The 19061-nt window shown below is 70.9% G+C and carries 15 protein-coding genes and 1 pseudogene; 6 read left to right on the top strand and 10 right to left on the bottom strand.

What is annotated here, in order from left to right:
* Positions 1-25: 25 nt before the first annotated feature.
* A complete protein-coding gene (locus R2B38_RS02330) occupies positions 26-403 on the top strand; it encodes a MarR family winged helix-turn-helix transcriptional regulator (protein ID WP_033278418.1) in 378 nt (125 codons plus the stop codon).
* Positions 404-425: 22 nt separating this feature from the next.
* Here the strand turns inward: R2B38_RS02330 and R2B38_RS02325 are convergent, their stop codons facing one another.
* Together R2B38_RS02325 and R2B38_RS02320 are read right to left on the bottom strand one after the other, a co-directional pair.
* Positions 426-1166 carry a maleylpyruvate isomerase family mycothiol-dependent enzyme gene (locus tag R2B38_RS02325; RefSeq protein WP_318014705.1) on the bottom strand — a complete coding sequence of 247 codons (741 nt, stop codon included), beginning with the start codon at positions 1164-1166 and terminating at the stop codon, positions 426-428.
* A gap of 202 nt (positions 1167-1368) precedes the next feature.
* Positions 1369-2186 (bottom strand): annotated as a pseudogene (locus R2B38_RS02320) (alpha/beta hydrolase); the annotation flags it as partial.
* 203 nt (positions 2187-2389) lie between these two features.
* On the opposite strand from R2B38_RS02320, the gene R2B38_RS02315 reads away from it, so the two are divergent.
* Complete coding sequence (locus tag R2B38_RS02315) at positions 2390-2845, top strand: MarR family winged helix-turn-helix transcriptional regulator (protein ID WP_318014704.1); 456 nt, start codon at positions 2390-2392, stop codon at positions 2843-2845.
* 179 nt (positions 2846-3024) lie between these two features.
* Positions 3025-4662: an MFS transporter gene (locus tag R2B38_RS02310; RefSeq protein WP_318014703.1), complete on the top strand. Its 1638-nt coding sequence runs from the start codon at positions 3025-3027 to the stop codon at positions 4660-4662.
* 85 nt (positions 4663-4747) lie between these two features.
* On the opposite strand, the gene R2B38_RS02305 is transcribed toward R2B38_RS02310, so the two are convergent.
* Positions 4748-5404 carry a helix-turn-helix domain-containing protein gene (locus R2B38_RS02305; RefSeq protein WP_318014702.1) on the bottom strand — a complete coding sequence of 219 codons (657 nt, stop codon included), beginning with the start codon at positions 5402-5404 and terminating at the stop codon, positions 4748-4750.
* Between the two features lie 198 nt (positions 5405-5602).
* Here R2B38_RS02305 and R2B38_RS02300 point away from each other — a divergent pair, with 198 nt between their 5' ends.
* On the top strand, positions 5603-6424 hold the full coding sequence (locus R2B38_RS02300) for a class I SAM-dependent methyltransferase (RefSeq protein ID WP_318014701.1): 822 nt from the start codon (positions 5603-5605) through the stop codon (positions 6422-6424).
* 28 nt (positions 6425-6452) lie between these two features.
* Here R2B38_RS02300 and R2B38_RS02295 read toward each other — a convergent pair whose 3' ends face one another.
* From R2B38_RS02295 to R2B38_RS02285, 3 genes are all read right to left on the bottom strand, one after another.
* Positions 6453-7061, bottom strand: a complete 609-nt coding sequence (locus R2B38_RS02295; RefSeq protein ID WP_033278424.1) for a flavin reductase family protein — start codon at positions 7059-7061, stop codon at positions 6453-6455.
* 160 nt (positions 7062-7221) lie between these two features.
* Entirely contained in the window at positions 7222-7812 is a 591-nt protein-coding gene (locus R2B38_RS02290; RefSeq protein WP_318014700.1) for an RICIN domain-containing protein, read from the bottom strand.
* A 55-nt stretch (positions 7813-7867) separates the two neighbouring features.
* On the bottom strand, positions 7868-11557 hold the full coding sequence (locus R2B38_RS02285; RefSeq protein WP_318014699.1) for a helix-turn-helix domain-containing protein: 3690 nt from the start codon (positions 11555-11557) through the stop codon (positions 7868-7870).
* 354 nt (positions 11558-11911) lie between these two features.
* Here R2B38_RS02285 and R2B38_RS02280 point away from each other — a divergent pair, with 354 nt between their 5' ends.
* The gene (locus tag R2B38_RS02280) at positions 11912-13483 is read left to right on the top strand and encodes an MFS transporter (protein ID WP_318014698.1); all 1572 of its coding nucleotides are present in this window, start codon (positions 11912-11914) and stop codon (positions 13481-13483) included.
* Positions 13484-13567: 84 nt separating this feature from the next.
* Positions 13568-14296: a GntR family transcriptional regulator gene (locus R2B38_RS02275; RefSeq protein ID WP_318014697.1), complete on the top strand. Its 729-nt coding sequence runs from the start codon at positions 13568-13570 to the stop codon at positions 14294-14296.
* 38 nt (positions 14297-14334) lie between these two features.
* Here the strand turns inward: R2B38_RS02275 and R2B38_RS02270 are convergent, their stop codons facing one another.
* The 4 genes from R2B38_RS02270 to R2B38_RS02255 are packed head-to-tail and all read right to left on the bottom strand — an operon-like array spanning position 14335 to position 19053.
* Positions 14335-15864: a sugar ABC transporter ATP-binding protein gene (locus R2B38_RS02270; RefSeq protein ID WP_318014696.1), complete on the bottom strand. Its 1530-nt coding sequence runs from the start codon at positions 15862-15864 to the stop codon at positions 14335-14337.
* Positions 15861-16904: an ABC transporter permease gene (locus R2B38_RS02265; protein WP_318014695.1), complete on the bottom strand. Its 1044-nt coding sequence runs from the start codon at positions 16902-16904 to the stop codon at positions 15861-15863. The genes R2B38_RS02270 and R2B38_RS02265 overlap by 4 nt, the downstream gene beginning before the upstream one ends.
* Positions 16901-17962: an ABC transporter permease gene (locus R2B38_RS02260; protein WP_318014694.1), complete on the bottom strand. Its 1062-nt coding sequence runs from the start codon at positions 17960-17962 to the stop codon at positions 16901-16903. The genes R2B38_RS02265 and R2B38_RS02260 overlap by 4 nt, the downstream gene beginning before the upstream one ends.
* Positions 17959-19053, bottom strand: coding sequence for a mandelate racemase/muconate lactonizing enzyme family protein (locus tag R2B38_RS02255; protein ID WP_318014693.1), 1095 nt, complete (start codon positions 19051-19053; stop codon positions 17959-17961). Before R2B38_RS02255 ends, R2B38_RS02260 begins: the two co-directional genes overlap by 4 nt.
* Positions 19054-19061 lie beyond the last annotated feature (8 nt).

Genomic DNA, 19061 nt, shown 5'->3' with positions numbered 1-19061 from the left:
CGTTTCTCTGCTACGGTGCGCTGTCATGGCGGCGAAGAAGGCCGAGCAGGCGCTCGTGGACCAGTGGCGGGAGATGCTGGCGCTGCATGCCCGCACCCAGTGCGAACTCGACCGTGCTCTGCATCAACACGGCCTGTGCGGAAGCGACTTCGAGGTTCTGGACGTCCTGTCCGCCGAGGCCTGCGCGTTCCGCGTCCAGGAGATCTCCGAACGGGTTCATCTGAGCCAGAGCGCTCTGTCCCGGCTGATCGCCCGGCTGGAGAAGGACGGTCTGGTCGAGCGGGGCATGTGTGCGGAGGATCGGCGGGGTGTCCGGGTGACCCTCACGGACAAGGGCCGCGCGCTGCACGGTGAGGTACTCCCGTTGCAGCGCGCGGTGTTGACGAAGATGCTGACCGGCTGACGTTTCGTCAATTCCGGATCCGTCAGCTCCAGGTGACCGCTGACTTCTCCCGCCACAGCGCGGCGACCGACACGTCACCGGTCACGCTCGGGAACGGTCCCCGGTTCCACAGCGCCCGGTACAACTCCCCGGCGGGACCGGCCAGTTCGCAGTCGGCGCCCCCGGTGCCGTCCCGCTCGGCGGCGGGCGGTTCCTGGGACAGCCGTACGGTCCACACGGCGTCGTCCGCGTCCGTCGCCCGCACCCGCAGCACCCGGGGTTCCTCGCTGCGGACCCGGCTCTTGCGGCGACCGTGGAAGCCGCGCAGCAACTCGTCGATGCCGTCGGCCGCGAAGTCCGGTGCGATCGTGCTGGCAATTCCGCCGCGCGCCGCCTCGGCGTCCATCCGGTGCACGGTCGTCTCGTGCGCCTGCCGCCGCGCCCAGAACGCGAGCGGCGACGGCGCCGCGAAGAACTGCCAGCACTCCACGTCGGGCGGGGCGGCGGAGAGGGTGTCCACGAGGGAGCGGTGCCCCTCCCGGAACCAGGCCACCAACTCGGCGCCGTCCAGGTCGGGGAGGCCGCCGTCGGGGTGGTACCCGGTGTGACCCTCGGCGACGAACGCGGTCGCCCAGCGATGCACCATCCCCGTGTGCCGCAGCAGATCCCGCACCTGCCACCCCGGACAGGGCGGCACCTCGGCGCCGACGCCCGCCTCCTCGGCGGCCGAGGCCAGCAGGCCGCCCTCCCGGTCCAGGGTGCTCACGAACGCATCGGTATCCATGCGGCCGAGTGTGCCGTAGGAAGTGCGACCGAGGGGGCGGGTGGCGCGTACGTCAGCCGGAGGCGAGTGCCTTGCGCAGGACGGTGACCGCCATCGTGATCGCGGCCTCGGCGGCGTGCGTCCCGCGCAGGGCGTTCAGCATCACGAAGTCGTGGATGATCCCCTGGAAGCGGACGGCGGTGACGGGGACCCCGGCCTCGCGGAGCTTGTCGGCGTAGGCCTCGCCCTCGTCGCGGAGGACGTCGGCCTCGCCGGTGATGACCAACGCCGGGGCAGGCCGGTGAGTTGCTCGGTGGTGGCGCGGAGCGGGGAGGCCGTGATCCGGGCGCGCTCCGCCTCTTCGGTCGTGTACTGGTCCCAGAACCACTGCATGCCGTCGCGGCGCAGGAAGTAGCCGGTGGCGAACTGGTCGTAGGAGGCGGTGTCGAAGTTCGCGTCGGTGACCGGGTAGAACAACACCTGCTGGACGAGGGGGACATCGCCCCGCTCCTTGGCCATCAGGGTCAGCGCGGCCGTCATGTTGCCGCCCACGGAGTCGCCGGCCACCGCGATGCGGGCCGGGTCGAGATCCTTCGAAGTGCCTTGTTCCACGACCCACTTGGCGACGGTGTAGTTCTGCTCGATGGCGACCGGGTAGCGGGCCTCGGGGGAGAGGTCGTACTCCGGGAAGACCACGGCGGCGTTCGCGCCCACGGCGAGTTCGCGCACCAGGCGGTCGTGGGTGTGGGCGTTGCCGAAGACCCAGCCGGCGCCGTGGATGTAGAGGATCACCGGCAGGGGTCCGGAGGCGCCCTCGGGCTTCACGATCCGGGTCCGGACGCTGCCCGTCGGGCCGCCGGAGACAGTGATCCACTCCTCGTCGACGGCGGGCTTCGCGATGTCGCCGGACTGGACCTCGTCGACCGCCTTGCGGCCCTCCGCCGGGGCGAGGTCGAAGAGGTACGGCGGGTTCGCGGTCGCCTCGGCGAAGGCCTGGGCGGCGGGTTCGAGGACGGGGCGGGGTGCGGTGCTGTCGGTCATGGCGATCTCCTCGGATCGGGTGCCGCGGGTGGGGTCCGGCGGGGCCTTGGCCGGTGGTGCGGCACAGGGATGACAGTAGCGCGCGATTAAGTCGTGCACAACTAAAGCGTCCTCGATAGAATCGACCGGACTTGAACGATAAGGTGGTGATTGCCCGGAAGGGCGCCGTGGACGCCACAGACGCAGGAGCGAGGAGCCGCACCATGAGCCCAGCCGCCGCGGTACCGGCCGAGGGATCGCTGCTCCTCGACGACCAGTTGTGCTTCGCGCTGTACGCGGCGTCCCGTGCGGTGACCGCCCGCTACCGGCCGCTGCTGGAAGAACTGGGTCTGACCTACCCGCAGTACCTCGTCATGCTCGTCCTCTGGGAGCAGGACTCGATCTCCGTACGGGACCTGGGCACCGCCCTCCAGCTGGAGTCCAGCACGCTCTCCCCGCTCCTGAAGCGGCTGGAGGCGAGCGGTCTGCTGCTCCGCGAACGCCGGCGGGACGACGAGCGCTCGGTCGCCATCCGGCTCACCGGCACCGGGGAGCGGATGCGCGAGCAGGCCGCCGCCGTGCCCCTCGCCATCGGCGACGCGATGGGCCTGACCCCCGCTCAGGACGCCCTGGCCAAGCAGCTCCTGCGGCTGATCACCGCCAACGTCGCCGCCGTCTGAACCACCCGCCACCTGCGCGTCTCCGCCTCTCGGGGCGGGGTGTCGTCGCCGCTGTTCACCTTAGCTTGCAGGCCCAACGGCATCTCCTGGACCGGGTCCCCGTATACGGTCCGAAGCGATTTCCCGAAAGGAAATGGCTTATGTCAATGGAGATTCGAGCCGATCAAGCGTGAGGTGCCATGCCGACCCAGGTGTCCGAAGTCTCACCTCCGGCCCCACAGCCGGACAGTCCGTCCCGGAACGCCACCGCCACCATCGTCCTGGCCTGCGTGGGAGTCTTCGTCTCCTACCTGCCGGTCGTCGGGGTGTCGGTCGCGCTGCCGGTGATCCAGCAGGCGCTCGACGCGTCCACCACCGGGCTCCAGTGGATCACCGACGCGTTCATCCTGCCGACCGCCGCACTGCTCCTGACCTGCGGTGTCATCGGTGACCTCTACGGCCGCAAGAAGATGTACCTGATCGGCCTGACGCTGTCCTGTCTCGGCTGTCTCGTCGCCCTGACCGGCCACAGCGTCGTCCAGGTCTGCGTCGGCCAGGCGCTCACCGGCGTGGGCACCGCCGCCCTGCTGCCCGCGACCCTCGGCCTGATCAGCCACGTCTGCCCCGACCACCGCAAACGGACCGCCGCGATAGCCCTGTGGACGGCCGCCCTCGGCCTGGGCCTGACCCTGGGCCCGCTCTTCAACGGGCTGATCGTGGAGCACGCGAGCTGGCGCTGGATCTTCCTGCCCACCCTGGCCATCGGCGCCGTCACGGTCCTGATCGGCGCCTTCGCCCTGACCGACTCCCGCTCGGACCGCGAACGCCACCTCGACATCCCCGGCCAACTCCTCGCGATCGTCGCCATCACCGCCGTCGTCTACGGCGTCATCGAGGGCGGCGGCGCCCCGGGCTGGGGTTCGGCCGAGGTCGTCACCGCGTTCGTCGTGGCGGTGCTCGCCCTGCCGGCCTTCGTCCTGGTCGAACTGCGGTCGCGCTGCCCGATGCTGGACATGCGGCTGTTCAAGTCCCCGGCGTTCTCCGGGGCCGCGTTCGTCATGGCGCTCACCCTGTTCGCCCAGGTCGGTCTGGTCTTCTCGCTCAGCGAGTACTTCGGACTCGTCCATCACGCCTCGACGTGGGACATCGGGCTGCGCCTGATCGCGCTCAACGGCTTCACCGTCGTCCTCGGTCCCGTCGTCGGCCGGCTGATGCACCGGTTCTCGCCCGGTCTCGTGCTGGTGACCGGCCTGCTCGTCGGCGGCATCGGGGCGCTCCTGGTCAGTCTCTTCGACGCGGCCACCGGTACCGGTGAAGCGGCCCTGGTCATCGCGGTGTTGGGGATCGGCATCGCGCTGGCGATGGCTCCGATCACCACCATCGCCATGAACAGCCTGCCGCGCCGCCTGGGCAGCACCGCCGGTGCCGCCAACAGCGCCCTCCGCCAGATCGGCAGCGCCCTGGGCCCCGCCATCTTCGGCGTCGTCCTCACCCACCGCACCCTCGGCACCCTGCCCGGACACGTCGCCGCGTCCGGCCTGGACCCGGCCGACCAGGGCCAGGTCATCGGCATGGTCAACGGCGCCGGCATCCAGGCGGGAGCCTTCCTGCACCTGAACACCGGCGAGGCGACGGGCCAGGCGCTGGCCGCCTACGGAGCGAGCTTCACGGACGCGCTGCACACCTGCGCCCTCGTCGGCGGCATCGGCATGCTGGTGGCCGCGGCCGTCGCCCTCCTCACGATCGGCATCCGCGCACGGGCGCCGCACGGTGAGGAGGAGGCCGCGGCGGCGACACATCCGGCCGCCGGAGCGGCGACGCTCGGCGAGACCGCCTGACCACCAACACCCGCTGTTCCAGGGGTGGTTGCCCTTCGGTCGCGACGCCGAAGGACGGCCACCCCTGCGGTACGTCCTCCAGCGGTCAGCCGGGCGTGCCGTCGTTCTCCACCGCGGGGGCGAGGAGATGACACAGCGAGTCGGCCAGCAGCTCCAGCGGGTCGGCGGTCTCCAACGGCCATTCCACGGCGATCCAGGCAGCGAAGAACGACTCGGTCTGCAGTACGGCCATCAGCGCGCGCTGGCGAGCCTCCGCCGGGTCGACGCCCTGCCACCGCTCCGGCGGAGCGACCAGCATCGCGACATACCGCTCGTGCGCCTCGACGTACTGCACCCGGCCCTCACCCAGACTCCGGAGCGCCGCCGGGGCCGCCGCGTTGGCGACGCGGCGGAGGGGCGCCATCTCGCGCCAGCGGTCCGCGGCATCGTCCAGCCAGGTGCGGATGCCGGCCCGGGTCCAGCGCGGCAGCGCGGCGAGGTCGGCGTAGGCCTCGCCCATCACGCCGTAGACACGCTCCACCAGCGCGTCGACGATCTCGGCCTTTCCGGGGAAGTGGGCGTAGACCGTGGCCCGTGTCACCCCCGCCGCCTGCGCGATGTCCTCCATCCGCGCGTCGAGGAACGGCTTCTCGGTGAACACCTCGACGGCAGCGTCGAGCAGTCGGCGGTGGGTGAGGAGCTTCTGCTCTTCGCGCAGGTTCTTGCGGGGCGGCGTCGGCTCGATTCGCCCAGTGTCCGGCATGGGGCGACTGTACGCCGCGTGCGGTGCGACCTGCGGCTCGGTGGTTCCGGCCGGACACCACGTCCAGGGGAAAGGGCTGTGCGCCGACGCGAAAGACGGCTTCGTCCGGCCTTGGCAGAGTCTGGACCGCACCGGCCTTTCTGACGGAGACGCAGTGTTCCGCCCGGTGCTCACGAACGCCGAGAGGACGGAACGGACATGCCAGGGACGGACACGACCGCCTACGCGATGGGCAACACCTCTGGGGAGGCGGTCCGGCTGGACGTGCAGGACGCGCTGTACGCGGGGTGTACCGAATACCTCTTGAGGGCCGCCGGCCTACGGGAGGGAATGCGCGTCCTGGACGTCGGCTGCGGCACGGGCGGAGTCTCCCTCGCGGCCGCGCGCATCGTCGGCCCGGACGGTCATGTCGTCGGCGTGGACATGAATCCCGAGGTGTTGGAGGTCGCGCGCGGGAACGCCGCCGCGGCCGACATCCGGAACGTGAGTTTCGAGCGCCATGTGCTGCCCGATGTCCAACTCCCGGAGCCTGTCGACGCGTTGGTGGGCCGACTGATCCTGATGCATCTCGCCGACCCGGCAGCCGTGGTGAAGGAGCTGACCGGGCTGGTACGTCCCGGCGGGCTCGTGACGTTCCAGGAGATCAACATCTCGCGGGCGCGGGCCATCCCCGACGTGCCGCTGGTGACGCGGTGCCGGGAGTGGATCTGCGCGGGGCAGCGTGAGGCGGGCAGCGACCCCGACATGGGTGAACGACTGGCACAGGTGCTGCGATCCGCCGGGCTGGCCGATCCCGCCGTCGCCGTCGCCGTGCCGACCGGAGACGCGGACTCGGCGGCGATGACTCTCGTCGCCGAGACCGTGCGCAGTCTCCTGCCGCTGATCGAGCGCAGCGGTGCCGCCGACGGTGAGGAAGTGGACGTAGAGACTCTGCGCGGACGGCTGTCGGACGCGTGCGCGGAGGTGCGGGCGACGCTGTACCTGTCGGAGCTGGTCGCCGCGTGGGGGCGGCTGAACTGAGCGGAGGGGGCGGACCTCCGACCTCGTCTCAGCTCGACTCGGACCAGTCGGCGTACCGGATGCGGCGCAGGTCGAGGACCTCGCCGACGGTGCTCCACTCGTCCTTGCCCAGGCGGGCCAAGGGGCGCAGCCGGGTGATCTCCGGGTGGCCGTCGTGGAGGACGGTCTCGTCGATCGCGAGGTGCACCACGCGTCCGAAGACCACGGTGGAGTTGCCGAGTCCGAGCGTGCTGTGCAGTTCGCACTCCAGCGCCACGGGGGAACGGGCGACGCGCGGTGCCTTCACCCGCGCGCTCGCCTCGCGCTCCACGCCCACGGCGTCGAACTCGCTGACTCCTTCCGGGAAGTCCGTGGCGGTCTTGTTCACCTCGTCGATCAGCGACTCCGGGGCGAGATTGACCACGAACTGCCCGGTGGCCTCGACATTGCGCAGCGAGTCCTTACGGCCGACCGAGGTGAACTGCACGATGGGCGGCGCGACCGACGAGACCGTGAAGAAGGAGTGCGGAGCGAGATTGTCGGTCCCCTCGGCCGAGACCGTCGAGACCCAGGCGATGGGACGTGGCACGACGGTCGAGGTGAGCAGGCGATAGACCGCCATCGGATCCATCTGGGCCGGGTTGTATTCAGTGCGCATACCAGCGATATATCAGATGCCCACGAGGCACCGCGCTGCCGTCCCGGCGGTTCCGGCTGGACAGCACGTCCACGGGAAAGGATGGTGCGCCGACGCGAAAAAGGCAGCGCCCGGACGGTCGTACGCGGGCCGCGCACACCGCCTGGTGGCGAACGGTGGTCTACGACTCCCGGTACCACCGCTCGTTGGCGGTGCCGCCGGCCCAGGGCCAGGCGAGGACGTCGTGGTGCGCGGTGCCGCCGCTGTAGTCCTGGTTCAGGTACTGCCCGCTCTTGACGTTCTGGAGATAGAACACGGTCCTGGCCGTGTTCGCGTAGAGGTACCACTTCTCGTTGTCCGCCGAGCTGTCACAGGGCCAGGCGAGGACGTCGTGGTGTGCGGTCCCTCCGCTGTAGTCCTGGTTCAGGCACTGGCCGCTCTTGTAGTTCTCCAGAATCCACTGAGCGCTGTTGTCGGAATCGCTGGAGAGCCACCACCACTGGTTGTCCGCAGCGGTGTCACAGGCCCACGCGAGGACGTCGTGGTGCGCGGTGCCGCCGCTGTAGTCCTGGTTGAGGCACTGGCCGCTCGCGGCGTTCTCCCAGTAGTACAGGCCGTCCACCACGTCGGCCGACACGTCGCCGTGCGTGACCAGGGTGAAGCCCGACGGAGCGGACGGGACCGCGCTCGCGCTCGGCGTCGCGAAGACCACCGCCGCGGCGGCCATGGCGGTCGCCATGGCGAGGACTCGTTTGAATACGGACATGGACATGTCCTTCTCCTTCTTTTGCGGAAGATCGGCTGGTGCGGAGCGAGGCGCGGGGCGGTCAGGCGGGGCAGGTCGCGTCCCGGTGGCCGCCGAGGTAGGTGGCGCGTTCGAGCGGCGTGAGGTCGCGGTGCACGGCGGCGCAGATCTTGGCGGTGGCCTGCTCCGGGTCGAGCAGGGTCACGCTCCACAGCCGAGCGGTCCCGTCGTCGGCGCGGGTGGCGAGGGTGCGGTCGTCGGAGGTGAATGCCACGGACGTCACGGGACCGACGTGGCCGGTCAATGCGGCCCGCAGCCTTCCCGTGGCCACGTCCCACAGGCGCGCGGTGCCGTCGTCGCTGCCGCTGGCCACGGTGCGGCCGTCGGCGCTGAACGCCACCGCCCGTACCTCGTCGCCGTGGCCGCTGAGGACGGCCTGCTGCTTCCCGGTGGCCGCGTCCCACAGACGTACGGTTCGGTCCGCGCCGCCGCTGGCGAGGGTCCGTCCGTCAGGGCTGAAGGTGAGCGCTCGGACGCCGTTGGTGTGGCCGGTGAGGGTGGCCCGGACGGCGCCGGTGGCGAGGTCCTGGAGCTCGATCGTGTTGTCGTACGAGCCGGTTGCGAGAGTGCGACCGTCCGGGCTGACGGCCACGGACCAGATGGCTTTGGTGTGCTGGGTGGTGAGGGTGTGTGCCTTGCCCGTGACCGTGTCCCACCGTCGCAGTTCGTTCACGCGGCTGTTGTGACGGACGATCAGGCTGCGGCCGTCCGGGGTGAAGGCGAGCGACATGACGGAGGCCGTGTCGCGCAGAACCAGGCGAGACCTCGCCGTGCGCACGTCCCACAACCGGACGGTCCAGTCGACGCCACCGGTGGCCAGAGTCCGGCCGTCCGGGCTGAAGGCCACCGACTCGACGGGTGCGGTGTGACCGACGAGGGTGGCCCTGAGAGCCCCGCCGGCCGTGTTCCGCAGGCGGACCTTCCCGTCGACTCCGCCGGTGGCCAGGGTGCGGCCGTCGGGGCTCAGGGTCGCCGACAGGATGGAACCGGGCGGGCTGCTGAAGGTCGTACGGGCCTCTCCGGTGTCCAGCTGCCACAGGCGGGCCGTGCGGTCGTCGCTGCCGGTGGCCAAGGTACGGCCGTCCGGACTGAAGGCCACCGCGTTCACTCCCTCTGTGTGCCCGGTGGTGATGAACCGGGTCTCGTCGGTGGCCAAGTTCGTCAGCCGCAGTGTCTTGTCGTTCCCAGTGGTGGCCAGGGTGCGGCCGTCCGGGCTGAAGGCCAGCGACCACTCCACGCCGGGGTGGTTGGAGAGCAGGACGCGGCCGGTACCGCTCCCGCCGTGGGGAGACAGCGCAGCCCGTACCTGCCAGGTCCGGACGGTGTAGCCGACGACACCGGCGAGGGTCTGACCGTCGGGGCTGAAGGCCAAGGGGTACACCTGGGCGCCGTTGCCGTGCAGGACGGCCCTGGGCCTGCCGGTCGCCGCGTCCCACAGCCGTGCGGTGCCGTCGTCGCCGCCGGTGGCGAGGAGATGGCCGTCGGGACTGAACGCCACCGACCAGACAGTGCCGGTGTGCCCCTTGAGCGTGGCGCGGGTCTTCCGCGAGGCCACGTCCCACAGGCTCACCTTCGTGACTGCGGCAGCGGCGATCGTACGGCCGTCGGAGCTGAATGCCACCGCCACCACCCGGCCGTGCGCGGTGAGTCTGCCGCGGGCCGTGCCCGTGGCCACGTCCCAGAGCTCAAGGCCGTGATCCCCGCCATCGGCCACCGTACGGCCGTCCGGACTGAAGGCCACCGACCGGACGGGTCCGGTGTGGCCGGCGAGTGTGACCCGCAGTGTGCCGGTAGCGGTGTCCCACAGCCGGACGGTCTCGTCGGTGCTCGCGGTGGCCAGAGTGCGCCCGTCCGGGCTGAACGCCACCGACCGCACCTTTCCGCCGACGTTCAGGCGGTGGCGCAGTGGCAGGGCGGCTGCCGTGTAGAGGCCGGTGACGGCCTCGGCGCTGCGGCCCGTGCGGTACGCCTGGACCGCGAGCAGTGAGGCGAGGTCGGGGTCGGTGTCCAGCAACGCCGCGGACTGCGCGGCGAGTTGCCGGGACAGCGCCATGTGCTGCGCGGTGACGGCACTCTGCCGTTGGACGAACGCCAGTCCGGCGGCGACGACCGCCAGCACGAGGAGGGCGGCCAGCGCCGCGATCAGAGCGCGCAGCCGGCGGGTCGTACGGGCTGCCACGAGCTCCTCCGCGTCCCGCGTCCGGAGGCTCGCGGTGAGGAACTCCCTTTCCGGCGGGGTGAGTTGGTCGGTACTGCGCGAGCCGGTGAAGGCTTCCTCGGCCGCGGTCAGCCGGGCCCCGCGGTACAGGGCGCCGGTGTCGTGGTCCAACTGCTCCCAGGCGGTGGCCGCTTCGGTGAGTGATCGGCGTCTGCGCAGCGACTCGCGGTCGCGGTCGATCCATTCGCGCAGTCGGGGCCATGCGGTGATCAGGGCCTCGTGGGCGAGGCCGACGGTGTCGTCGTCGAGGGTGATCAGCCGGGCCCGGGCCAGCCGGTCCAGGACCACGGCCGTGTCGCCGTCGCCGGCGCCGTCGAGTTCGGCGCGGTGGGCGGGACGGCTGGTGTCGTCGCTGTCCTCGCCGGGGGCGATCAGCCGCAGCATCACCTGGCGGGCGATCGTGGCCTCCTGCGGGGACAGGCTGCCGTAGAGGTCCTCGGCGGTCTGGGTGATCGCGCCCCTGACACCGCCGGCGGCCTCGTACCCCTTGAGGGTCAGCGTGCGGCCGCGGCGGCGGCGCCAGGTCTCCAGGAGCGCGTGGGACATCAGGGGGAGGCCGCCGGGCTGATCGGTGACGTCCGCGATGATCCGGTCGGCCAGGGCCCGTTCGACGCTCAGGCCGTCGGCTGTGGCGGGTTTCGCGATGGCGTCGCGCAGTTCGTCCGGGGTCATCGGGGCGACGAGCAGGCTCGCGCCGTGCAGAGCGGCCGCGAGACCGCGGTGTTCGCCGAGCCGGCCGTAGAGGTCGGCGCGTACGGCGATCACCACCCGCAGCCCGCCCGCGGCCCGGGAGCCCGCCAGCAGCCGGTCGAGGAAGCGGGCGCGCTCGGCGGGGTCCCGGCAGAGCGTGAACACCTCCTCGAACTGGTCCACGATCACCCACGTCTCCCCGCCCTCCGTGCCGGCGGCGGTGCCCTCGGCGGGGGTGAGCGCGCGGGCGTGGGTGCGCGCGGGGTGCTCGCCGGGGGTCAGGATGCGTACGGCCGTCGGGCGGGCTCCCGGCCAGGCGTCGCCGCGCAGGGCCGGGACCAGTCCGGCGCGCAGCAGGGACGACTTGCCGCTGCCCGAGGTGCCGACGACGGCCACGAAGCGGTTGTCCAGGGCCAACTCCGCGAGATCGGCGACCAGTTGGTCCCGGCCGAAGAAGCGGCCGCTGTCACCCGGTTCGAACCGTGACAGCCCCCGGTACGGCGGAGTGGCCCCCTCGCCGTCCTCGGCCGGCCGCCCGGCCTCCTCCTCGGCCGCCTGCCGCCAACGCCGCTCCCACTCACCGGGGTCCGCGCCACAGGCCTGTACGTAGGCGAGGACGACGGCCAAGGACGGGAGGCGTTCGCCGGCCGCCGACTCCGACAGCGTGGCCGCGGAGAACTCGACCCGGCCGGCCATGGCCCGGTAGGTGATCCCCCCTGCCTCACGCCGCAGTTGACGCAACTCGTACGCGAGCCGCTGCACCGGCCCGGCCTCCGGGTCCAGCGGACTCTCCGGACGCCCCATGCCATTCCCCCTCTACGCGACGCGACGACACCGTCCGTCCCCGCCGGATGTTCTGTTCGAACGGGGATTCCCGTTCCGTGGAGCGTCACCCGCGGAACCGCGGGCCCGTCGAGGGTCCCGCGCCCCTTCCCCAGGGGGCGCGGGACGGCCTCCCCCGCTGCACCGAGTCCACCGGCCAGACAGTTGATTGGCAGCCCTTTCGGAGTCGCTAATCAATAGGAACTCCCACATGGAAGCGATCCCGGTCAGCCAGGGCGGGGGAGCGGCCCTGTTTTCCCTCGCTATACGCCATGTATGGTGAGCCGATATCGCTATACGCGGTGTATAGCGAACGGGTCGCTTGGAGTCCGGCGTATGAGCACGGCAGTGAACGAGTCGAGTCCGTCGGACATAACCCCCGCGGCCCGCCGGAAGGTGCTGAAGGCGCTCAGCGGGCTGCTGCTCGCGCTGTTCGTCTCCACGCTCAGCAGTACGGTCGTCTCCAGCGCGCTGCCGAAGATCATCGGGGCGGTGCACGGGTCGCAGACGCAGTACACGTGGGTCGTCACCGCGACGCTGCTCACCACCACGGCGACGACGCCGATCTGGGGCAAGCTCGCCGACCTGTTCAGCAAGAAGACCCTCGTGCAGGTGTCCATCGGTGTCTTCGTGCTGGGCGCCGTGGCATCCGGGGTGAGCCAGACCGCGGGGCAGCTCATCGCCTCGCGGGCCGTGCAGGGTGTCGGCGTCGGCGGTGTGCAGGCCCTCGTCCAGATCACCCTCGCGGCGATGATCCCGCCGCGCGAACGCGGCCGCTACAGCGGCTACTTGAGCAGTGTCACGGCCACGTCGACCATCGGCGGGCCGCTGCTCGGCGGTGTCATCGTCGACACCTCGTGGCTGGGGTGGCGCTGGTGCTTCTTCATCGGCGTGCCGATCGCGGCCGTGGCGCTGTTCATGCTCCAGCGGACGCTGAACCTTCCCGTCCTCCGGCGCGAGAACGTCAGGATCGACTACCTGGGGGCGACGCTGATCGCCTCGGGTGTCAGCGTGCTGCTGGTGTGGGTGTCGTTCGTCGACAACTCCTTCGGCTGGGCCTCCTGGCAGACCGCGGTCATGGTGGCGGGCGGGCTGGTGCTGATCGGCGCGGCCGTGTGGGTGGAGTCGCGGGCCGCCGAACCCGTCGTACCGCTCGACATCGTGCGGCAGCGCACGACCGCGCTGGCGATCGTCGGCAGCCTCTCCGTCGGTACGGCCATGTTCGGTGCCGCGGTGTTCCTCAGCCAGTACTTCCAGCTCAGCCGCGGGCACAGCCCCACCGAGGCGGGCCTGCTGACGATCCCCATGATGGCCGGGATTCTCATCGCCTCCACGGTCGCGGGGCGGATGATCAGCCGGACCGGGAAGATCAAGCCGTTCATCATCACCGGCGCCGTCCTGCTCACGGTCGGATTCGCCGTGCTCGGCACGATCGACTCCAGAACGCCGATGCTCCTTCTCGCCGTGGCGATGCTGTGTGTCGGGATGGGCGTCGGCATGACGCTGCAGAACCTGGTGCTCGTCGTGCAGAACACCGTGCCGCTGAGGGACATCGGCGCGGCCAGCTCCACGGTGTCGTTCTTCCGCTCCCTCGGCGGCACGATCGGGGTCTCCGTCCTCGGCGCCGTACTGGCCCGGCACGTCCAGGACCAGATCGCGCACGGCCTCGCCTCGGCGGGACTGCGGACCACGGGCACCGCCACGGACATCGCCGCGCAGCCCGCCGCCGTACAGGAGATCATCCGGGTCGCCTACGGCGATGCCACCGCGCGGATCTTCCTCCTCTCCGCCGCGGCCGCCCTCCTCGCGGTGATCGCCGCGATCCTGCTCAAGCCGGTCAGCCTGCGCAGCAGCCTCGACCTGACCGAGAAGAGCGGGGGAGCGGCGGTTCCCGCTGAAGCGGGCTGACGGCGATGTTCCTCGGGAGCCCCTCTCAACCCGTCTACCTGGGTAAACTGTCGGGAACGTCAAGTGCCTTGAGGGGGAGCCGGGATGCCGCCGCACAGTCCTTCCGCGGCCGGGGCTCCGGACGAGGGCGAGGGTGACGAGCGGAGTGCGCCGCCCGTCCGGCAGGCGCTGTCGGACAGCGTGTACGAGCGCATCAAGGCGATGGTCATGGACCACGAGATCGCCCCGGGCGCCCGCGTCGGCATCGAAGCGCTCGCCCGCACTCTCAAGGTCTCGCCGACTCCCGTACGGGAGGCCCTCGCTCGACTGGAGTCCGACGGTCTGGTCGTGAAGCGGGCGCTCTCCGGATACCGCGCCACGCAGCTGCTCACCAGCCAGGGTCTCGACGAACTCTTCGAGATGCGGCTGCTGTTGGAGCCGAAGGCCGCCGCACTGGCCGCCGGCAACGCGACCGAGGCGCAACTCGACGGCCTTGAACGGATCGTCGAGGAGATGCAGGCCCACCCGAGCCCGAACGAACGGTACGCGTCCTACCGCGACTTCGCCGCCCTCGACCAGCGCTTCCACGAGGCGATCGGCCAGGCCGCGCACCGACCGCTGCTCGCGGACGCGGTGGAACGGCTCCACGCACATCTGCACATCTTCAGGCTCAGCAAGGTGGTTGGAGCCTGGGGCCCGACCGTCGCCGAGCACGAGCGGATCGTCCGCGCGGTGCTCCGCCGCAACCCCGAGCGGGCGGCGGAGGCGATGACGGAGCACCTGACGCGCAGCCTGGAGCGACAGATCGAGGACGGCGAGGAGCCCGCTTCCTGACCCCGCGCCGTGTGAACAGCCCTCGTGGCCAAGGGAGTTCAGATTGCCGTGCGCACCGTACGGTCGTGGATCAGACGGATGACCCGGCCGCTCATGCGGTCGTAGTCGCGGTCGTTGTCGACCTCGCCGCGGATGCGGTGGTCCGTCATGACGACGATGCGGTCGGCGAGGGTGACCATTTCGGCGAGGTCGCTGCTGATGAGGAGGATGGGGAGGCCGTCGCGGGCCAGGTCCCAGATCAGTTCATGGAAGGCGCGCTTGGTGCGGACGTCGACGCCCACCGTCGGTTCGTCGATGACGAGCAACTTGGTATCCGCGGCAAGCCACTTGGCGAGGCTGACCTTCTGCTGGTTCCCGCCCGAGAGCTCACCCGCGTTCTGCCCGAGCCCCGAGACACGGATGCCGAGGCGGTCGACGAGGTCCTGCGCGACGTCCCGCTCCTCGCGCGCCGACACGAACCCGAGCGCCTTGGCGAGCCGCTTCCACACCGTCACCGTGATGTTGCGGACGATGGGCTGCTCAAGGAAGACGCCCTCCTCCTTGCGGTTCTCGGTGACATACCCGATGCCGTACTCGTGCAGGGCCTGGCGGGGTGACGTGATGCGGACCGGGCTGCCGTGGACGCGGACCTCGCCGCCCGTGATGCGGTCCAGGCCGAGCACCGCCTTGACCAGTTCGCTGCGCCCGGCGCCGACCAAGCCGTACAGGCCGACGATCTCGCCGGGGCGGACCTCCAGGCTGATGTCACGGTGTCCGCCGGCGGTGGAGACCTTGTCCAGTACGAGAGTTGGGGTGGTGGTGGGATCGACTGTGCGGGGGCGCAGCTCCGTCGCCGCGTGGGCGCGGCCCACCATGAGGCCGACGATGTCGTCGTGGGTGTGGTCCGACAGGGGCGAGGACTCCAGGACCGACTTGCCGTCGCGCAGCACGGTGACCGTGTCGCAGACCTCGAAGACCTCCTCCAGCTTGTGGCTGACGAAGACGACACACGCGCCGCGGGCGGCCAGTCGCCGGATCACCTCGAAGAGGCGTTGCGTCTCCTGCGGGGAGAGGGACGCGGTCGGCTCGTCCAGCAGGAGCACCCGGCTCTCGGTGTAGAGGGCCTTGGCTATCTCCACCAACTGCTGCTGCGCCACGGAGAGTTCGCGTATCGGGCGCTGCGGGTCGAGGTCGACGCCGAGTTCCGCGAGGCAGGCCACGGCCGGTGCGGTCATGGCCTCGCGGTCGACCAGGCCGCGGTGGGAGGGCGGGTTCTGCAGGGTGATGTTCTCGGCCACCGAGAAGCCCGGGATCAGGTTGCGTTCCTGGTGGACGACACCGATGCCGGTGCGGGTCGCCTCCAACGGCGAGCGCAGATGGACCAGTTGGCCGTTCCAGGTGAGGCGGCCGCCGTCGGGGGAGTGGACGCCGGTGAGGACCTTGATGAGGGTCGACTTTCCGGCGCCGTTCTCACCGAGCAACGCGTGTACGGACCCGGCGGTCAGCCGTAGCCCCACGCCGTCCAGCGCCCGGACACCGGGGAACACCTTGACCAGGTCCTGGCATTCGAGAAGAACCGTGTCGCTCACTGGGCACCTCCGGTCTGGGGCAGGACGGCGCCGTCGGTCGTCGCGGACTTCTCCAGGCGGTTCTGGTGCAGTCGGCCCCCGGCGACCGTGCCGAGTACGACCAGGCCGATGAGGAGGTTCACCCAGCTCGGGTCCAGCGAGAACTGCGCTCGCGCGGCATCGATCAGCCGGGTCACGAAGGCCGCAAGGACCGTGCCCAGTACGGCAATTGAGCCGCCGGTGAGGGCCACGCCCCCGATGATCGGCGCGGCGAAGCTCGGCAGCAGCCAGTCGCCGCCGACACTGCGGTTGACGCCGGGCAGCGAGGCCGTGGCGGTCACGGCGGCCACGCCGATCAGCAGCCCGGACAGGGTGTGCGCGGCCACGATCTGCCGGTCGGTCGAGATGCCGGACAGCCGGGCCGCGAGCGGGTTGCCGCCCGCCGCGAGGAGCCGTCGGCCCGCGACCGTGCGGTACATGAACGCGGCCAGCAGCGCCGCCGCGACGAGCGCGGTGACGAAGACGAGCGGGATGTTCAGCGGCGCCGCCGTGCCGAAGTCGCGCAGCGTGCGGGAGTAGCCGTCGACGGTACGGGTGCCGGTGAGCCGGTACTGCGCCCCCAGGAGGATCGTCATCGTCGCGAGGGTGACGATGAACCCGTTGATCTGGGTGCCCACGATGGCGACACCGGTCGCCAGCCCGATGGCCGTGGCCGTCAACAGGCCCACGACCACGGCGAGTGGGGCGGGCACACCGTGGTCGGCCATGAGAACGCCCATCAGGCAGGCGGTGAATCCGCCCAACGCGCCTACGGCGAGGTTGAGTTGACCCACGCACAACGCCACCATCTGGGCCAGCCCGATGAGGATGGGCGTGGCCAGGTACTGGAGGAAGACCCGCACCGAGGGACCCTCGAAGAAGGAGCCCGACGAGGCGATGCCCAGCGCCACGTATCCCACCACGACCACGCACAGCAGCATCGCCGCCGTGGAACGGGAGAACCGGCGCAGCACCTCGCCGCCCCAACTCCCTTGACCCAGCGTCACGTTCAAGCGGTTCATGTGGAGCGCACCACCTTGCGATAGGACACCACCGTGCGGATCCGGTCGGCCGACAGGGCCAGCAGGAGGACACAGCCGAGATAGATGTTCAGGCTCTCCAGCCCGACGCCGAGCAGGTCGAGGCCCTTGCGGATCACCCCGACCAGCGCCGTGCCGAGCAGCGTGCCCAGCACCGACACCACCCCACCGGTGAGCAGGGTGCCGCCAAGTACCGCGCCCAGGAAGGACGGCAGCATGAAGTCGTCGCCGATGGAGGCACGGAACGTACCCGTCCCGGCCGCCGCCATGAACCCGGCGAGCGCCGCCAGCAGCCCGGACAGCGTGTGCGCGAGCAGGACCCGGCGCCCGGTGGGGATGCCGGACAACTCCGCGGCGGCCGGATTGGCGCCGGTGAGCAGCAGTTCCCGGCCGATGCGCGTACAGCCGTAGAGGAAACCGAGGGCGAGCATCGCGAGGACGGTGAACTGGGCTATCTGTGGGATGGCCGGCAGGCCGCAGACGGGGCCCGCGCAGATGTCGGCGAGGGAGTACGAGCGCAGGGCGTCGATTCCGGCGGGGTGGGTGGTGAAGGCGGCGTCGTCCGTGAGGGACGAGTAGAGGAGGGAGACCAGGCCGAGCAGGGCGAAGTCCATGGCCAGGGTGACGACGAAGGAGCTCACTCCGGTACGGGCGATCAGCCAGCCGGTGACCGCGCCGATCGCCGCCCCGGCGGCCAGGCACATCAACAGCCCGACCTGCATGGGGACGCCGAGACGGTCGTAGCCGAGGCCCGCGAACATCGCGCCGAAGGCGGCCATGCGGCCGACCGCGAGGTTCATGTGGCCCACGGACAGGGCCACCATCTGCGCGAGCGCGACGACGGTGAGGGTGGCGACGTCTCGGAAGAGCGGGAAGAGCACCAACTGCTGGTCCAGGAAGGCCGGTCGGAGCACGCCGAACAGCACGCTGAGGGCGATGACAAGGACCAGGAGGCCGAGTCGCTGGTTGACCCAGAACGGCATGCGGTGCGGTGCCGTCTTCTCCTCCGGGACCGTGTCCGGTGGGCTGATCGTCGTCATGCCACCCTCCGGTCGTCCAGCGCGTCCGGGTCCCAGTCGATGCCGATGCCCGGTGCGTCCGGGGCCACGGCCTTCCCGTCGCGGATGGTCAGTTCGGTGCGGGTGACCGCCCTCAACTGCGGGATGTACTCGACGTATTGGCCGTTCGGTACGGCGGCGGCGAGGCTCACGTGCAGCTCCATCAGGAAGTGCGGGCAGACCGCGACGTTGTGGCTCTCCGCGAGGTGCGCGACCTTCAGCCACGGCGTGATGCCACCGATCCGCGCGGCGTCGACCTGCACGACGGACGCAGCACCCGCCTCCAGGTAGGAGCGGAACTGCATGAGTGAGTACATGGATTCGCCTACTGCGACGGGGATTCGGGTCGCCGCCGCGAGCCGCGCGTGCCCGTTGATGTCGTCGGCGGGCAGCGGCTCCTCCAGCCAGTACGGGTCGTACGGCTCAAGGGCCGCCGCGAGCCGCAGGACGGAGGACGCCGTCTGGGACTGGTTGGCGTCGGTCATGATGTGGAGGGAGGGGCCGACGGCCTCGCGGACCGCGCGCAGGCGCTCCGCGTCCTCGGCGGGGTGCGGCCGGCCCACCTTGATCTTGACGCCCGCCCAGCCCGACTCCTGTGCGCGCAGGGCGCTTTTGACCAGTTCCTCGGCGCTCAGGTGCAGCCAGCCGCCCTCGGTGTCGTAGACCGGCACCTCCTGGCGGTGACCGCCGGCCAGCCGCCACAGCGGTTCGCCCGCGCGCTTGCACCGCACGTCCCACAGGGCGGTGTCGACGGCGGCGAGGGCGAGCGAGGTGATGGCCCCGGTGGTGGTGGACCGGGTCAGCGCGAATAGCCGCTGCCAGAGCGCCTCGACGTTACGCGCGTCCTGTCCGACGAGCACGGGCAGCAAGTGGTCGCGCAGCAGGGCGAGTACGGAGCTGCCGCCGGTGCCGATCGTGTAGGAGTAGCCGGTTCCCGCGAGGCCGTCGGCCGTCGCCAGGTCGACCAGGACCGTCTCCTGTTTGACGAACGACTGCACGGCGTCGGTGCGGTCCTGCTCGACGGCGATGTCGGCCAGCCTGGCGGTCGCGGCCGTGATGATGCTGCTGCTCATTCAGCGAT

The organism is Streptomyces sp. N50, from assembly GCF_033335955.1.
GTDB lineage: Bacteria > Actinomycetota > Actinomycetes > Streptomycetales > Streptomycetaceae > Streptomyces.
This window is presented reverse-complemented; position numbering and strand designations above follow the sequence as displayed.

Excerpts from the sequence above, each read along its gene's own strand:
- R2B38_RS02325 (WP_318014705.1), bottom strand. The coding sequence starts at position 1,166 with ATGGATACCGATGCGTTCGTGAGCACCCTGGACCGGGAGGGCGGCCTG.
- R2B38_RS02265 (WP_318014695.1), bottom strand. The coding sequence starts at position 16,904 with ATGAACCGCTTGAACGTGACGCTGGGTCAAGGGAGTTGGGGCGGCGAG.
- R2B38_RS02260 (WP_318014694.1), bottom strand. The coding sequence starts at position 17,962 with ATGACGACGATCAGCCCACCGGACACGGTCCCGGAGGAGAAGACGGCA.
- R2B38_RS02275 (WP_318014697.1), top strand. The coding sequence starts at position 13,568 with ATGCCGCCGCACAGTCCTTCCGCGGCCGGGGCTCCGGACGAGGGCGAG.
- R2B38_RS02280 (WP_318014698.1), top strand. The coding sequence starts at position 11,912 with ATGAGCACGGCAGTGAACGAGTCGAGTCCGTCGGACATAACCCCCGCG.
- R2B38_RS02330 (WP_033278418.1), top strand. The coding sequence starts at position 26 with ATGGCGGCGAAGAAGGCCGAGCAGGCGCTCGTGGACCAGTGGCGGGAG.
- R2B38_RS02285 (WP_318014699.1), bottom strand. The coding sequence starts at position 11,557 with ATGGGGCGTCCGGAGAGTCCGCTGGACCCGGAGGCCGGGCCGGTGCAG.
- R2B38_RS02290 (WP_318014700.1), bottom strand. The coding sequence starts at position 7,812 with ATGTCCATGTCCGTATTCAAACGAGTCCTCGCCATGGCGACCGCCATG.
- R2B38_RS02305 (WP_318014702.1), bottom strand. The coding sequence starts at position 5,404 with ATGCCGGACACTGGGCGAATCGAGCCGACGCCGCCCCGCAAGAACCTG.
- R2B38_RS02255 (WP_318014693.1), bottom strand. The coding sequence starts at position 19,053 with ATGAGCAGCAGCATCATCACGGCCGCGACCGCCAGGCTGGCCGACATC.
- R2B38_RS02310 (WP_318014703.1), top strand. The coding sequence starts at position 3,025 with ATGCCGACCCAGGTGTCCGAAGTCTCACCTCCGGCCCCACAGCCGGAC.
- R2B38_RS02315 (WP_318014704.1), top strand. The coding sequence starts at position 2,390 with ATGAGCCCAGCCGCCGCGGTACCGGCCGAGGGATCGCTGCTCCTCGAC.
- R2B38_RS02300 (WP_318014701.1), top strand. The coding sequence starts at position 5,603 with ATGCCAGGGACGGACACGACCGCCTACGCGATGGGCAACACCTCTGGG.
- R2B38_RS02295 (WP_033278424.1), bottom strand. The coding sequence starts at position 7,061 with ATGCGCACTGAATACAACCCGGCCCAGATGGATCCGATGGCGGTCTAT.